Annotated in this window: 13 protein-coding genes; 11 read left to right on the top strand and 2 right to left on the bottom strand. The window is 73.6% G+C overall.

Annotated elements, in window-relative coordinates; translation table 11 throughout:
- The first annotated feature begins 25 nt into the window (after positions 1-25).
- The 4 genes from hemC (at position 26) to ACFPZN_RS23780 (ending at position 4,479) form a co-directional block, all read left to right on the top strand.
- Complete coding sequence (gene hemC / locus ACFPZN_RS23795; protein WP_378284385.1) at positions 26-895, top strand: hydroxymethylbilane synthase; 870 nt, start codon at positions 26-28, stop codon at positions 893-895.
- Positions 892-2,604 carry a bifunctional uroporphyrinogen-III C-methyltransferase/uroporphyrinogen-III synthase gene (locus tag ACFPZN_RS23790; RefSeq protein ID WP_378284326.1) on the top strand — a complete coding sequence of 571 codons (1,713 nt, stop codon included), beginning with the start codon at positions 892-894 and terminating at the stop codon, positions 2,602-2,604. The genes hemC and ACFPZN_RS23790 overlap by 4 nt, the downstream gene beginning before the upstream one ends.
- A 38-nt stretch (positions 2,605-2,642) precedes the next feature.
- On the top strand, positions 2,643-3,629 hold the full coding sequence (gene hemB, locus ACFPZN_RS23785; RefSeq protein ID WP_378284325.1) for a porphobilinogen synthase: 987 nt from the start codon (positions 2,643-2,645) through the stop codon (positions 3,627-3,629).
- Positions 3,630-3,837: 208 nt separating this feature from the next.
- On the top strand, positions 3,838-4,479 hold the full coding sequence (locus ACFPZN_RS23780; RefSeq protein ID WP_378284324.1) for a bifunctional DNA primase/polymerase: 642 nt from the start codon (positions 3,838-3,840) through the stop codon (positions 4,477-4,479).
- A gap of 42 nt (positions 4,480-4,521) precedes the next feature.
- Here ACFPZN_RS23780 and ACFPZN_RS23775 read toward each other — a convergent pair whose 3' ends face one another.
- Positions 4,522-6,423 carry a serine/threonine-protein kinase gene (locus tag ACFPZN_RS23775; protein ID WP_378284323.1) on the bottom strand — a complete coding sequence of 634 codons (1,902 nt, stop codon included), beginning with the start codon at positions 6,421-6,423 and terminating at the stop codon, positions 4,522-4,524.
- Between the two features lie 147 nt (positions 6,424-6,570).
- On the opposite strand from ACFPZN_RS23775, the gene hemL reads away from it, so the two are divergent.
- The gene (hemL, locus tag ACFPZN_RS23770) at positions 6,571-7,875 is read left to right on the top strand and encodes a glutamate-1-semialdehyde 2,1-aminomutase (protein ID WP_378284322.1); all 1,305 of its coding nucleotides are present in this window, start codon (positions 6,571-6,573) and stop codon (positions 7,873-7,875) included.
- Here hemL and ACFPZN_RS23765 read toward each other — a convergent pair.
- Positions 7,872-8,750: a dihydrodipicolinate synthase family protein gene (locus ACFPZN_RS23765; RefSeq protein WP_378284321.1), complete on the bottom strand. Its 879-nt coding sequence runs from the start codon at positions 8,748-8,750 to the stop codon at positions 7,872-7,874. The genes hemL and ACFPZN_RS23765 overlap by 4 nt on opposite strands.
- Before the next feature lie 72 nt (positions 8,751-8,822).
- Between ACFPZN_RS23765 and ACFPZN_RS23760 the strand changes: the two genes are divergently transcribed.
- From ACFPZN_RS23760 to resB, 6 genes are all read left to right on the top strand, one after another.
- Complete coding sequence (locus ACFPZN_RS23760) at positions 8,823-9,764, top strand: LysR family transcriptional regulator (protein WP_378284320.1); 942 nt, start codon at positions 8,823-8,825, stop codon at positions 9,762-9,764.
- A 46-nt stretch (positions 9,765-9,810) separates the two neighbouring features.
- Positions 9,811-10,443 (top strand): hypothetical protein, encoded by a 633-nt coding sequence (locus ACFPZN_RS23755; protein ID WP_378284319.1) that lies wholly within the window; start codon positions 9,811-9,813, stop codon positions 10,441-10,443.
- An 86-nt stretch (positions 10,444-10,529) separates the two neighbouring features.
- Positions 10,530-11,168: a histidine phosphatase family protein gene (locus tag ACFPZN_RS23750; protein WP_378284318.1), complete on the top strand. Its 639-nt coding sequence runs from the start codon at positions 10,530-10,532 to the stop codon at positions 11,166-11,168.
- 45 nt (positions 11,169-11,213) lie between these two features.
- Complete coding sequence (locus tag ACFPZN_RS23745; RefSeq protein WP_378284317.1) at positions 11,214-11,804, top strand: TlpA family protein disulfide reductase; 591 nt, start codon at positions 11,214-11,216, stop codon at positions 11,802-11,804.
- A 31-nt stretch (positions 11,805-11,835) separates the two neighbouring features.
- Positions 11,836-12,576 (top strand): cytochrome c biogenesis CcdA family protein, encoded by a 741-nt coding sequence (locus ACFPZN_RS23740; RefSeq protein WP_378284316.1) that lies wholly within the window; start codon positions 11,836-11,838, stop codon positions 12,574-12,576.
- A 2-nt stretch (positions 12,577-12,578) separates the two neighbouring features.
- Entirely contained in the window at positions 12,579-14,258 is a 1,680-nt protein-coding gene (resB, locus tag ACFPZN_RS23735) for a cytochrome c biogenesis protein ResB (RefSeq protein ID WP_378284315.1), read from the top strand.

Here is a 14,258-nt window from a genome sequence, read left to right as displayed (position 1 = left end):
GAGACTCGGAACGCGCAAGAGCCTGATGGCGACGACCCAGTCGGGGCTGGTCGCGGACGCGTTGACGCAGCGTACAGGGCATGCCGTGGAGCTGGTCGGGGTAACCACCGAGGGTGATGTCTCCAGGGCCCTGCTCGCCCAGATCGGCGGCACCGGCGTCTTCGTCAACGAGCTGCGCGACCGGCTGCTGGCCGGCGAGGTCGACTTCGCCGTGCACTCGCTGAAGGACCTGCCGACCGCGGACCCCGAGGGGATCGTGCTGGCCGCGACGCCGCGCCGCGACGACCCCCGGGACGCGCTGTGCGGCCCGTTCAAGCTGGCCGATCTGCCGCGCGGCGCCCGGGTGGGCACCGGCTCGCCGCGGCGGGTGGCGCAGCTGAGGGCGATGCGCCCCGACCTGGACGTGGTGCCGATCCGCGGGAACGCCGACACCCGGCTGCGCAAGATCACCGAGGGTGATCTGGACGCGGTGGTGCTGGCGTACGCGGGGCTGCGCCGGATCGGGCGGGAGGAGGAGATCGCCGAGATCTTCGAGCCCGACCAGATGCTGCCCGCGCCCGGGCAGGGCGCGCTGGCGCTGGAGTGCCGGGCGGACCGCTCGGAGCTGCGGGAGCTGCTTGGAACGGTCGACGACCCTGCCACCCGCGCGGCCGTCACCGCCGAGCGCACGGTGCTGGCGGTGCTGGAGGCGGGTTGCTCCGCGCCCGTGGGAGCATACGCTGCCGAAGGAGAACAAGAGCTGCGTCTGACCGCGGCCGTCGTCGCCCACGACGGGAGCCGCCAGATTCGGCTGTCCGCAAGCGGCCACCCCGATCAGGCCGAGCGGATCGGACGCGAGCTCGCGGCCGAACTGCTCGACCGGGGGGCCGACCAGTTGATGGGGGAGCGCGATTGAGCCCCGCGAAGCAGAGTCCGGCGAGCCCCGCCAAGCGGCGCGGCGAGACCGGGACGAAGACGACCACGACGACCGCGACGACCGACCCGACCGCCACGACCGACCCGCAGGACGCCGCCGCCCCCGAGACGGGGACCACCGCCAGGAGCGGGGCCCGGGCCGGGTACGGCACGGTCGCGCTCGTCGGCATGGGCCCGGGCGACCCCGGCCTGCTGACGCTGCGCGCCGCCGAGGCGCTGGGCCGCGCCGACGCCGTCGTCGTCCACCGCGCGCTCTGCCACGACGAGTTCCTCTCCCACTGCCGTCCTGACGCGGAGATCCTCGACACGGCCGAGGCCGACCCGGGCAAGCTGACCGCCAGGGCCGCCAAGGCGGGCAAGAACGTCGTCCGGCTGTTCCACGGCGACCCGGGGCTGGCCTGCGGCCTGGCCGCCGAGGGCGGGGCGCTGGAGAAGGCCGGGATCCCGTTCGAGGTCGTGCCGGGCGTGTCCGCGGTGACCGGCGTGCCCGGGTACGCGGGCATCCCGCTGACCGACGCCAAGCACCGCGAGGTCCGGATCATCGACGCCGGTGCGGGCGGGGTGGCCTGGGACCGCTTCTCCTCGCCCGAGGCGACGCTGGTGATCCTGGGCGCGGAGAACAGCGTGGCGGAGGTGGCCAAGGGCCTGATGGCGGTGGGCCGTCCCGACACCACCCCGGCCGCGATGACCACCATGGGCACCACCACCGAGCAGGAGACCGTGGTCTCCACGCTGCACCGGCTGGCCGCCGACACCAAGGGCATGGAGGCCCCGGCGATGATCATCGTCGGGGACGTGGTGGGCTGGCGCGACCGGCTGTCGTGGTTCGAGACCAAGCCGCTGTTCGGCTGGCGGGTGCTGGTGCCGCGCACCAAGGAGCAGGCGGCGTCGCTGTCGGAGCAGCTGCGCGAGTACGGGGCGGTGCCGGACGAGGTGCCGACCATCTCGGTCGAGCCGCCGCGCACCCCGCAGCAGATGGAGCGCGCCGTCAAGGGCCTGGTCACCGGCCGGTACGAGTGGGTGGTGTTCACCTCCACCAACGCGGTGAAGGCGATCCGGGAGAAGTTCTCCGACTACGGCCTGGACGCCCGCGCGTTCGCCGGGCTCAAGGTCGCCGCCGTGGGCGAGCAGACGTCGAGGGCGCTGGTGGAGTTCGGCGTGCAGCCGGACCTGGTGCCGTCCGGGCAGCAGTCCAGCGAGGGCCTGGTGGAGGTCTGGCCGCCCTACGACGAGGACCTCGACCCGATCAACCGGGTGCTGCTGCCGCGCGCCGACATCGCCACCGACACGCTGATCGCCGGGCTGACCGAGCTGGGCTGGGAGTGCGAGGACGTCACCGCGTACCGCACGGTCCGGGCCGCGCCGCCGCCCGCCCCGATCCGCGAGGCGATCAAGGGCGGCGGGTTCGACGCGGTGCTGTTCACCTCGTCCTCGACGGTCAAGAACCTGATCGGGATCGCCGGCAAGCCGCACAACGTGACGGTGATCGCCTGCATCGGCCCGCAGACCGCCAAGACGGCCGAGGAGTACGGGCTGCGCGTGGACGTCATGTCGGACAAGCCGTCGGTGTCGGCGCTCGCCGAGGCGCTGGCGGAGTACGGTGCGCGGCGGAGGACGGCCCAGGTCGAGGCCGGCGACCCGCTGCGCAAGCCCAGCCAGATGCGCCGGGGCGCCCGCCGCCGCAGGTGAGCCGCCGGCGCCCCGACCGGTACCCGGAGAGAAGGATCATGACTGCTCGGTTTCCCGTGGCGCGGCCCCGGCGGCTGCGGCGCACGCCCGCGCTGCGCCGGATGGTCGCGCAGACCCGGCTGAGCCCGGCCGATCTGGTGCTGCCGATGTTCGTCAAGGAGGGCATCGGCGAGCCGCAGCCGATCCCGTCCATGCCGGGCGTCTACCAGCACACCCGGGAGAGCCTGCGCAAGGCCGCGCAGGAGGCGGTCGACGCGGGCGTGGGCGGGCTGATCCTGTTCGGCGTGCCCGCGGTCAAGGACGGCGTGGGCTCGGGCGCCGACGACCCGGCCGGGGTGGTGCAGACCGCGCTGCGCGACCTGTCCTCGGATCTGGGCGACGACGCGGTCGTGATGACGGACCTGTGCCTGGACGAGTTCACCGACCACGGGCACTGCGGGATCCTCACCTCCACCGGTGAGATCGACAACGACGCGACGCTGGAGCGGTACGCGGCGATCGCGGTGGCGCAGGCGTCGGCCGGGGCGGCCGTGGTGGCGCCCAGCGGGATGATGGACGGCCAGGTCGGCGCGATCCGCACCGCGCTGGACGGGGCCGGCCACCACGACGTGGCGATCCTGGCGTACTCGGCGAAGTACTCGTCCGCGTACTACGGCCCGTTCCGCGACGCGGCCGAGTGCGCGCCCCAGTTCGGCGACCGCGCCTCGCACCAGCAGGACCCGGCCAACGCCGAGGAGGCGCTGCTGGAGGTCCGGATGGACCTGGACGAGGGCGCCGACATGGTGATGGTCAAGCCCGCCGGGCCGTACCTCGACATCGTCCGGCGGGTGCGCGACAGCGTGCAGGTGCCGGTGGCGGCGTACCAGGTCAGCGGCGAGTACGCGATGATCGAGGCGGCGGCGGCCAACGGCTGGGTGGACCGGGAGCGCACGATCATGGAGTCGCTCACCGCGATCCGCCGGGCGGGCGCGGACATCATCCTGACCTACTGGGCCGCCGACGTGGCCCGCACCCTCCCGCGCTGACGCGGTCCCCCGCCAGGAGGGGCGGGGTGATCGTTTACCGGTAATCACTTCCGGCTAGTCAGTTAGAGCCGTTTCCCGGGGGTCGCCGTGTGCCGCCACACGGCGCACGGGCATCATCGTTACCAAGGGAACTGCTCTCGGCCACGGTCGCGGCGCCTGCCTACGAGTTCGCGCCCCGCGCCTGGCCTCCACGCAGAGGGGGACGACGATGCTGGCGGTCTCGGGTAAACGGCAGAAGGCGGCCCGGGACCGGATGGCGTCCGCGGCCCGGGCGTACGCGGCCCTGGGCTGGCCCTGCACCCCCGGCGCCCATCCGTCCGGCGGCGACCGGGCGTGCTCGTGCGACCGGGTGGGCTGTCCCGACCCCGGCGCGCACCCGGTGTCGGGCGCGTGGGCGCTGCACGCCAGCATCGACCCCGACCAGCTGGCCCGCTGGTGGGGCAAGCGCCCGGACGCCAACATCATCCTGCCGACGGGGCGGGTCTTCGACGTCTTCGACGTCCCGGCCGCCGCGGGCGAGCTCGCGCTGGCCCGGATCGAGGGGGAGGGCCTGCCGGTGGGGCCGGTCGCGTCCGTGGGCGGCGAGCGGTACCTGTTCTTCGTGGCGACCCGCGGCGCGCCGGTCGACGAGGACGAGTGGTGGTCGTGCCATCTGGACACCTCGCCCGAGTCGATCGCCGAGACCCCCGGGATGCGGTGGCACTGCCGCGACAGCTACGTCGTGGCGCCGCCCTCGGTGCTCCCGTACGGCCGTGAGGTGGCCTGGATCCGCCCGCCGCAGGGCGACCCGCTCCCCGACCCGCTGCGGCTCCTGGAAGTCCTCTCCGACAGCTGTGAGGCCGCCGGATAACGCCCGTCCCGGACGAGGGACGGGCGCTACGCGGTTCGGCGGTCAGCGCGGGGTGCTGGGCGCGGCGATGGCGGCCCGGCGACCCCACCCCGTGTAGGTGGCCTGGACGACCTGCGTGCGCGCCTTGTCCGTGCCCTGGGCCCGGAACCACAGGTGCGCGGGGCGTCCCGCACGGTCCAGCCGGAGCGCGAACGCGACGTGCTGCGCGCCCGTCGCGCCGGCGAGCCGGCCGTACATCGACCCGACCGTCTGGATCCGGCTCAGCCGGTCCAGCGGTGCGGTGCCCTGGTAGACCTGGTCCACCTTCTTGAACGACGTGCTCGCCTGGAGCAGGGCCGTGATGTTGACGACCGAGCTGCCCCAGCGGGCCTGCGCGACCAGCGACGGGTACCCGGCGCCCTGCCCGTCGGCCGGTGCCGAGCGCCACGCCTTGCCCGCCATCACGTACGCGACGTCGCCCACCAGGATGGCGCGGGCGGAGCGGCGGGTCTCGCCGCTGCCGGAGACCGACATGGCGTACGACGGCGAACCGTTGGGGACCAGGCCGAACGTCCCCTTGGCGAGTGCGGCGGCGCCGCAGCAGCCGGTGCGCCGGTAGGAGAACGAGGCGCCCGGCGCCTGCGCGGTCGCCTGCTCGATCCGGGTGGCGAGGGCGCCGGCGGCCGGGTTGGCCGGCGTGGGCGGCTCCACGGCGGGCTGGGACGCGCTGCCGGTCGGGTCGACCGGGGCGGGGTCGTCCTTGCCGCCGAGCAGCACCGCGGCGCCGACCGTGCTCCCGGCGATCACCAGGACGGCCAGGGCGGCGGCGATGACCAGCGACCGGCCGCGTTTTCCGCCGCCGCGGCCCTCCCCGCCCGGCACCGAGCCCGAGCCCGAGCCTGGGCCGGGAGCGGGGGACGGGGCCGGGGCCGCGGGCGGCGCCGCGGCGGCGGCAGGCTGCGCAGGAGCCGGAGCCGGGCCTGGGGCCGGGGCCGGGGGTGCGTCGGCTGCGAGCGGCGCGGCGGGCGCCGCGTGCGCCGCCTTGTGCGACTTGGCGGCCTTCCCCGGTTTGGGCGCCTTGGGGACCTTGGGCGCCTTGGCGGGTGCCGGCTCGGGCTGCCGCGCGGTCGCCTCCGCCAGCTCGATCAGGCGGCTGCGGCCCTGGGCGAGCCAGGCCGGGCCGTAGGCGTCGACGGCGGCGTCCTCGACCGCGCCGAGGAAGTCGGCCGCCGAGGCGGGCCGCCGCTCCGGATCCTTGGCCAGCCCCTGCTCGATCAGTGCGCGCAGCGGGCCGGGCACGGCCTCCACCGGGATCGGCCCCTCGCGGTGCGCCTTGGAGATCGCCGACTGGCTGCGCCCGCCGTACGGCGGATGCCCGGTCAGGCACTCGAAGAAGATCGCGGTGGCGGCGTACAGGTCCGCCGGGGGCCCGGCCGGGGCGCCGCCCCACAGCTCGGGCGCCGCGTATCCGGGGTTGGTCTGCGCCTCGGTGCCCGCCCGCGCCATCCCGAAGTCCGTCAGCCGGCAGTTGCCGTCGTCGTCCACGAGGATCTCGGCGGGGCGCAGCGTGCCGTGCACCACGTCCTTGGCATGGGCGGCGGCGAGCCCGAGCAGGGTGCCGCTGAAGAGCGCCAGGGCCGCCAGCGGCCCGGTGGGGCCCTGGGTGGCGATCATGCGCCGCAGGCCGAAGCCGTCGACGCGCTCCATCACGATCGCGGTGCCCTGCGGCGACTCCACGAATTCGTAGAAGTCCACCACGTTGGGGTCCTCGAGCTGCGACAGGCTGCGCGCCACGGCGCGGAACCGCGACAGGAAAGCCTCGTCGCCGTCCAGGCGCGAGTCGAGGTACTTGATGGCGACCTTGGTCTGGGTGAGATCGTCGAGGGCGAGCATCACCCGGCCGCAGATGCCGCCGCCCAGCTCCTGGACGTGGGTGAAGCCCGGGACCGTCCAGCCGTCAACCACGTGCGAGCCATCCCTCCGAGTACGGCCGGCGCCGGTGCGTGTCGACGCCCATGTGGCGCCGCGGGTTTTTGTGTACTTGGTGGAATATCGGCCGCTTAGCGCCGTGGTCAAGAGCAGATGCCGAACTGCAACTGTCAGACTGGGCACGTGACCGAATTTGAAGTCTCCCAACAGTTGTTCAACAGGGCGAATCGGGTGGTTCCGGGCGGGGTGAACTCGCCCGTGCGGGCCTTCCGCGCGGTCGGCGGCACCCCGCGCTTCGTCACCGCCGGGCACGGGCCGTACCTCACCGACGCCGACGGCAACGAGTACGTGGACCTGATCTGCTCCTGGGGGCCGATGATCCTCGGGCACGCCCACCCCGCCGTCGTCGAGGCCGTCCAGGACGCCGCCGCCTTCGGCACCTCCTACGGCGCGCCCACGCCCCGCGAGGTCGAGCTGGCCGAGGAGATCACCGCCCGCGCCCCGGTCGAGAAGGTGCGGCTGGTCAACTCCGGCACCGAGGCGACGATGTCGGCGATCCGGCTGGCCCGCGGCTTCACGGGACGCTCCAAGGTCGTGAAGTTCGCCGGCTGCTACCACGGCCACGTCGACTCGCTGCTGGCCGCCGCCGGCTCCGGGGTGGCCACCCTCGCGCTGCCCGACACCCCCGGCGTGACCGGCGCGACCACCGCCGACACCGTCGTGCTGCCCTACAACGACGTCGGCGCGGTCGAGGCCGCCTTCGGCGAGTTCGGCCACGAGATCGCGTGCGTGATCACCGAGGCGGTGCCGTGCAACATGGGCGTGGTGCCGCCGCTGCCCGACTTCAACCGGCTGCTGAAGTCGCTGTGCGAGCGCAACGGCGCGCTGCTGGTGATCGACGAGGTCCTCACCGGGTTCCGCGCCTCCGCCTCCGGCTGGTACGGGATCGAGGGCGTGCCCGGCGACCTGATGACCTTCGGCAAGGTGATGGGCGGCGGGCTGCCCGCGGCCGCGTTCGGCGGCCGGGCCGAGATCATGGACCGGCTGGCCCCCGCCGGGCCCGTCTACCAGGCGGGCACGCTGTCGGGGAACCCGCTGGCCACCGCCGCCGGGCTCGCCACGCTCCGCAACGCCACCGCCGAGGTGTACGAGGCGATCGACCGGTCGGCCGCGCTCGTCGCCGCCGCCGCGTCCGAGGCCCTGGAGAAGGAGGGCGTGCCGCACCGGCTGCAGACCGCGGGCAACCTGTTCTCGATCTTCTTCACCGACGAGCCGGTCGGCGACTTCGCCGCAGCCCAGCGCCAGGACGGCAAGGCCTACGCGGCCTTCTTCCACGCCGCCCTGGAACGCGGCGTCTACCTGCCGCCGTCGGCGTACGAGGTCTGGTTCCTGTCCGCCGCCCACGACGAGCGGGCCCTGGAGCGCATCACCGACGCGCTCCCGCACGCCGCCCGCGCCGCCGCCCAGGCGTCCTACCCGGCGTCCTAGACGAGCGCGCGGGTCGCGTGTAGCGCCGAGAGCGCGCGGGTGACCGGCTCGGGCCGCGGCGGGTGCAGCGGCGCCCGCACGGACGGGTCACCGATCAGCCCCACCTCCGCGAGGGCCGCCTTCAGGACGGCCGGCGACGGCTCGCTGAAGAGGGCGTCCACCATCGGCAGGAGGGCGTTGTGCAGCGCCAGCGCGCGCGCTGTGTCGCCCGTGCGTACCGCCTCGGCCATGCCCGCGAACGCCTCCGGGGCGAGGCAGGCCGAGGCGGCGATCGCCCCTGCCGCGCCCAGATGCAGCATCGGGTGGACGTAGGCGTCGTCCCCGCACAGCACGGCCTTGCCCGTACGGGCGGCCAGCAGGGCGAGCGTGTCCTGGTCGATCGCCCCCGGGCAGAGCTTCATCCCGGCGACCCGATCCAGGGACAGCAGCCGCAGCGCCGTCTCCGCCGTGAGGCGCTTGCCCGTCCGGTACGGGACGTCGTACGCCAGGACGGGCACGTCCACCGCCGCGCACACGGCGGCGAAGTGGTCGAGGACGCCCTCGTCCGAGGGCCGCACGTAGTAGGGCACCACCACCAGCAGCGCGTCCGCCAGCGGGGCGCGCTCGCGGGCCTGCGCGATCGTGTCCGCGGTGCCCATCGCCCCGGCGCCCGCGACCAGCGGCGTGCCGTGCTCGATGGAGACGGCGCGGCAGACCTCCAGGACGGTGCGCCGCTCCGCCCCGTCCAGCAGCGCGGCCTCGCCGGTGGTGCCCAGCGCGACCAGGCCCGCCGCACCGCCCTCCAGGCAGCGCCGCGCGACCTTCTCCAGCGCCGCGGCGTCCACCTCTCCCGAGGCGGTGTACGGCGTGACCAGCGGAACGAAGATGCCCTCCATGCGCCCATGCTGGCGCCCGGCAGGATTTAGGACAATCTAGAACTCCTTGAGGGGACGCTTTAGAGTTACTACATGCTTGATCTCGAACGGCTGCGGGCGCTGCACGCCGTCGCGACCTACGGCTCGGTGAGCGCCGCCGCCGACGTCCTCCACGTGACCACCTCGGCCGTCTCCCAGCAGCTGGCCAAGCTGGAGCGGGAGACCGGGCAGAAGCTCCTGGAGCGCAACGGCCGCGGCGTGCGCCTCACCGACGCCGCCGTGCTGCTGGTCGAGCACGCCGCACGCATCCTGTCCCTGGTCGAGCAGGCCCAGGCCGACCTGGAGGCGCACCGCGGCGCCGTCGTCGGGCGCCTCACCCTCGCGGCCTTCCCCACCGCCATCCGCGGCCTCGTCCCCGCCGCCCTCGCCCGGCTGCGCACCGACCACCCCGGCCTCCAGGTGCTGCTGCGCGAGGAGGACCCGCTGCAGAGCATGCCGCTGGTCGCCCGGGGCGATCTGGACATGGCCGTCGTCCAGGACTGGAACAACGAGCCGCTCCCCCTGCCCGACGGCCTCTGCAAGGGCCTGATCTGCGACGACGTCGCCGATGTCGCCCTCCCGCCCGGCCATCCGCTGGCCGGGCGCGACGAGGTCGACCTCAAGGAGCTGGCCGGCGACCCCTGGATCAGCTCCTCGCCCGACAGCATCTGCTGCGACTGGCTGCTGCGCACCCTCCGCTCGATCGACGCCGAACCGAAGATCGACCACATGGCCTACGAGTTCGCCACCCAGCTCGCCCTGGTCGCCGCCGGGCTCGGCAACGTGATCCTGCCCCGGATGGGCCGCTGCGACGTCCCGTCCGAGGTCCACGTGGTCCGGCTGAGCTCGCCGCTCAGCCGCCGCGTCTACGCCGTCTGGCGCGGGGAGGCCGCCCGCCGCCCCGGCATCCGCGCCGCCACCGACGCCCTCCGCGCCGCCGTCCCCGCCGACCTCATCGCCCTGACCGCCACCCCGCAGACCCTCGTCCCGCATTGACCCCTCCACGCCGCTGAACGTCTGGAATCCTGGACGGATGCCTAGCATGTCGTTCGAGCTGGTCATCTGGCATGAACCTGGACAGATCACGGCGGATCGGGCGGCCCGTACGGTCGCGCCCGACGCCCGCACGGGCATCCCGCCGCACCCTGCGGTGGCCGCGTTCGTCCAGGAGTTCGCCAAGGCCTTCCCTGACACGGACCTGGACGACGGCGGGCCGCGGTACGCGGTCGTCCGGACGGCCCCGGAGCAGGCCGACGAGATCTCCACCCAGGTGTACGCCCTCGCCAGGGCCCACGGCCTGGTCTGCTACGACCCCGGGCGCGGGCTCGTCCACAACCTGGAGCCCCGGACCGCCCATCCCGAGACCCGGCTCCACACCGGTGACGGCATGGTCGTCGCCGATCCCGACCGCGGGCTCGTCCAGGACGTCCTGGGACGTCTGAGCCCCGCGGAGAACCCCTTCGCCGTCCTCGTCCTGTTCGGCCGCCACTTCATCCAGGTCTCGCCCGAGACGCGGCCGGGCGGCGGAACCGGGTACGAGCTGGAGTACAAGGACAGCCCGCGGAACCTCCTCTATCGCACCCATGTGGACGACCTCGCCGAGGTACGCCGGGCCTTCGACGAATACGCCCGCGACGAGCGGGGCTTCCTGGAGCGGCTGGAGTGGGCGACCTGACCGGAAGGCCCTTGGGACGAGACAGGACGAGACAGGACGAGCCTGTGGCCGGTAACGGGCGGGCACGCGGGTAACCTGGCGACGCGATGACTGACAAGACGATCGTTCACCTGCTGCGGCACGGTGAGGTGCACAATCCCGAGGGCATCCTGTACGGGCGCCTGCCGGGCTACCGCCTGAGCGAGGACGGGGTCCTCATGGCCAAGGCGGCGGCCCGGTGGTTCAGCGAACGGGACGTGACCGCGCTGTACTCCTCACCGATGCAGCGGGCCGTGGAGACGGCCGCGCCGATGGCCGAGGCGTTCGACCTGCCGGTGACGGTGGACGACGGCCTGCTGGAGGCCGACAACCACTTCGAGGGCATGACCTTCGGCGTGGGGAAGGGCTCGCTGCGCCGTCCCGAGCATTGGCGGTACCTGCTCAACCCTTTCCGGCCGTCGTGGGGCGAGCCGTACAAGGAGATCGTCAAGCGGATGCGGGGCGCGGTGGTCCGCGCCCGGGAGGCGGCGCGCGGGCACGAGGCGGTGTGCGTCAGCCACCAGCTGCCGATCTGGATCCTACGGCTGCACGCCGAGCACCGCAGGCTCTGGCACCATCCGATCAAGCGCGAGTGCGGGCTGGCCAGCGTCACGAGCCTGGCCTTCGAGGGCACCCGGCTGGTCGAGGTGGCCTACTGCGAGCCCGCGGCGGGCATCGCCAAGGGCCCCAGTGTCGCGGGTGCCTGACACTGCCGCTAGATTGAGTACTACGTCTTGTAGTAGGAGGGTCCGTTGAGCCCCCGAGTGTCCCCGGTGCGCGCCGTCGCCGCTGCCGCGGCGGCGTGCGCGCTGCTGGCCGGCTGCGCGGGCACCAGCGCCTCGCAGAGCGGTCCGGGCGGCAGCGACAACCGTTTCATCGCGGGCGACGGAGCCGTCCAGGAGATCAAGGCGGCCGACCGCAAGGCGCCGCCGCGGGCCTCGGGGACCACGCTCGACGACGAGAAGGTCGCGCTCACCGACTTCAAGGGCAAGGTCACGGTCGTGAACTTCTGGGCGTCCTGGTGCGCCCCGTGCCGCGGTGAGGCGCCCTCGCTGGAGGAGGTGCACGCCGAGCACAAGGGCAAGGGCGTCGAGTTCCTCGGGGTGGCGTTCAAGGACGGCAAGGCCAACGCGCAGGCGTTCGAGCGCAAGTTCAAGGTGGGCTACCCGAGCCTGTTCGACGCCGACGGCCAGATCACGCTCGCGTTCCGCGAGGTGCCGCCGAACGCGATCCCGACCACCCTGGTGCTCGACCGCCAGGGCCGGGTGGCCGCCCGGATCATCGGCGCCACCACCTACTCCAGGCTGAACCCGCTCGTCACCAAACTCCTCGCCGAACAGTGAGCCGCGCGAGCCGTCGAGCGCGGGCGAGGCCATGAACCCCGCGGAGACCGTGGCGAACGGGTCGCTGCTGCTGGCCGCGCCGCTGGCGGTGCTGGCCGGGCTGGTGTCGTTCGTGTCGCCGTGCGTGCTGCCGCTGGTGCCCGGCTACCTGTCGTACGTGACGGGGATGTCCGGGGCGGACCTGGCCGAGCAGCGGCGCGGCCGGCTGATGGCCGGGGCGGGGCTGTTCATCGCCGGGTTCACGGTGGTGTTCGTGACGGCCGGGGCCGCGTTCGGCGGGCTGGGCCGCTGGCTGCTGGAGTACCAGGACCCGATCACCCGGGTGCTGGGCGTGGCCACCATCGTGTTCGGGCTGGCGTTCATGGGGTTCGTCCCCGGGCTGCAGCGCACGCTGAAGTCGGGGCGGCTGCCCGCCGCGGGGCTGGCCGGGGCGCCGCTGCTGGGCGTGCTGTTCGGGCTCGGCTGGACGCCGTGCATCGGCCCGACGCTGGCGGCGGTGCAGGCGCTGTCGTTCAGCGAGGCGAGCGCGGGACGCGGCGCACTATTGTCGCTGGCGTACTGCGCGGGCCTGGGCCTGCCGTTCGTCCTGACGGCACTGGCCTACCGGCGGGCGCTGGGGGCCTTCGGCGCGGTGAAGCGGCACTACGGGCTGGTCATGCGGATCGGCGGGGGGATGCTCGTCGCCATCGGCCTGCTGCTGGTGACCGGGTTGTGGGGCGACCTGACGATCGAGCTGAAGTCGTGGATCGGCGGCTTCGAGACGGTGATTTGAGAATGGCGAAGACGACGGACCCGGCCGCGGACACCGCGGCCGAGACGGACGCCGCCGAGGCGGCCACCGAGGGGCCGGCCGAGCGGCGGCCGCCCCGGGAGGCGCCGCGGCCCAAGGGGCTCGGCCCGATCGGCTGGGCGCGCTGGGGCTGGCGGCAGCTCACCACCATGCGGACGGCGCTGATCCTGCTGTTCCTGGTGGCGCTCGGTGCGGTGCCCGGCTCGATCCTGCCGCAGCGCGGGCAGGCCCCCGAGAAGGTCGCCGAGTACTTCGAGAAGCACGCGACGCTGGCGCCGTGGTTCGACCGGCTGTCGCTGTTCGACGTGTTCGCCGCGCCCTGGTTCGCGGCCATCTACATCCTGCTGTTCGTGTCGCTGGCGGGCTGCGTGATCCCGCGCGCCTTCCAGCACTACAAGGCGATGCGGGCCCGTCCCCCGGCCGCGCCGCGCAACCTGTCGCGGCTGCCGCAGTCGGAGTCGTACGAGACCGGCGCCGCCCCCGAGGAGGTGCTCGCCGAGGCCCGCAAGGTGCTGCGCAGGCGGCGTTTCCGCGTGGACGTCGGCGACGGCTCGGTCGCGTCCGAGAAGGGCTACCTCGGCGAGACCGGCAACCTGGTCTTCCACCTCGCCCTGCTGGCGCTGCTGTTCGCCCTGGGCATGGGCAACATCTTCGGGTACCGCGGCAACGTCGTCGTCACCGAGGGCAAGTCGTTCGCCAACGCCCTGGCCCAGTACGACCAGTTCGAGCCCGGGAGCCGGTTCGACAGCGACCGCCTCCCGCCGTTCTCGCTGTCGCTGGACGACTTCACCGCCGAGTACGCCACCGGCGGCCCCAAGCGCGGCCAGGCCACCGACTACCAGGCGAAGATGCGCTTCCGGGAGTCGCCGGCGTCGCGCGAGCAGCCCTACAACCTGCGCGTCAACCATCCGCTCTCCGTCGGCGGGGCCAAGATCTACCTGATCAACCACGGGTACGCGCCGGTGTTCACGGTCCGCGACGCCAAGGGGAACGTCGCCTTCCAGGACTCGGTGCCGTTCCTGCCGATGGAGCAGCGCAACTACACCTCCGAGGGCGTCATCAAGGCGCCCGACGCCGAGCCCGAGCAGCTGGCGTTCTACGCCATCCTGTGGCCGACCGCCGTCCCCTCCGAGGACCAGAAGCAGATCGTGTCGGGGTTCCCGGCGCCGCTGCGGCCGATGGTCACGATCTCCTCGTTCAAGGGCGACATCGGGCTCGACTCCGGCACCCCGCAGTCGGTCTACCGGCTGGAGGGCATCGGCAAGACGCTGCAGCCGGTCAAGGACGGCCAGAAGCTGCTGGAGCCGGGGGAGACGTTCACGCTGCCGGGCAACGCCGGGTCCGTCACCTTCGACGGGATGCGCGAGTGGACGGCCCTGTCGGTGAACCACGACCCCGGGCGGATGCCCGCGCTGGTGGCGGCCATCCTCGCGGTCGTCGGAGTGGCGGCCTCGTTCATGGTGCGGCGCCGCAGGGTGTGGGTCCGTGCGAGGGCCGGGGACGGCGGGCGTACCGTGGTCGAGGTCGGCGGGCTCACGCTCGGGAACCCGACCCCTGAGTTCGAGGACATCGTGTCCGCGCTGCGCGGTCCGAACAAGCCCGACGAGACCGACGAGCCCGAAGGCGACTCGGATCCCGCGTCGGCGACCGAAACTAAGGAGTGA

Origin of the sequence: Actinomadura rugatobispora (assembly GCF_042656285.1) — a bacterium.
GTDB classification, from domain to species: Bacteria; Actinomycetota; Actinomycetes; order Streptosporangiales; family Streptosporangiaceae; genus Spirillospora; species Spirillospora rugatobispora.
The sequence above is the reverse complement of the archived record's forward strand: the minus strand, read 5'-3'. Positions and strand labels throughout refer to the sequence as shown.

Coding starts and splice junctions, on each gene's coding strand:
- hemC (WP_378284385.1), top strand. CDS start 26: ATGGCGACGACCCAGTCGGGGCTGGTCGCGGACGCGTTGACGCAGCGT.
- ACFPZN_RS23780 (WP_378284324.1), top strand. CDS start 3,838: ATGCTGGCGGTCTCGGGTAAACGGCAGAAGGCGGCCCGGGACCGGATG.
- ACFPZN_RS23765 (WP_378284321.1), bottom strand. CDS start 8,750: ATGGAGGGCATCTTCGTTCCGCTGGTCACGCCGTACACCGCCTCGGGA.
- ACFPZN_RS23760 (WP_378284320.1), top strand. CDS start 8,823: ATGCTTGATCTCGAACGGCTGCGGGCGCTGCACGCCGTCGCGACCTAC.
- hemB (WP_378284325.1), top strand. CDS start 2,643: ATGACTGCTCGGTTTCCCGTGGCGCGGCCCCGGCGGCTGCGGCGCACG.
- ACFPZN_RS23755 (WP_378284319.1), top strand. CDS start 9,811: ATGTCGTTCGAGCTGGTCATCTGGCATGAACCTGGACAGATCACGGCG.
- ACFPZN_RS23750 (WP_378284318.1), top strand. CDS start 10,530: ATGACTGACAAGACGATCGTTCACCTGCTGCGGCACGGTGAGGTGCAC.
- resB (WP_378284315.1), top strand. CDS start 12,579: ATGGCGAAGACGACGGACCCGGCCGCGGACACCGCGGCCGAGACGGAC.
- ACFPZN_RS23740 (WP_378284316.1), top strand. CDS start 11,836: ATGAACCCCGCGGAGACCGTGGCGAACGGGTCGCTGCTGCTGGCCGCG.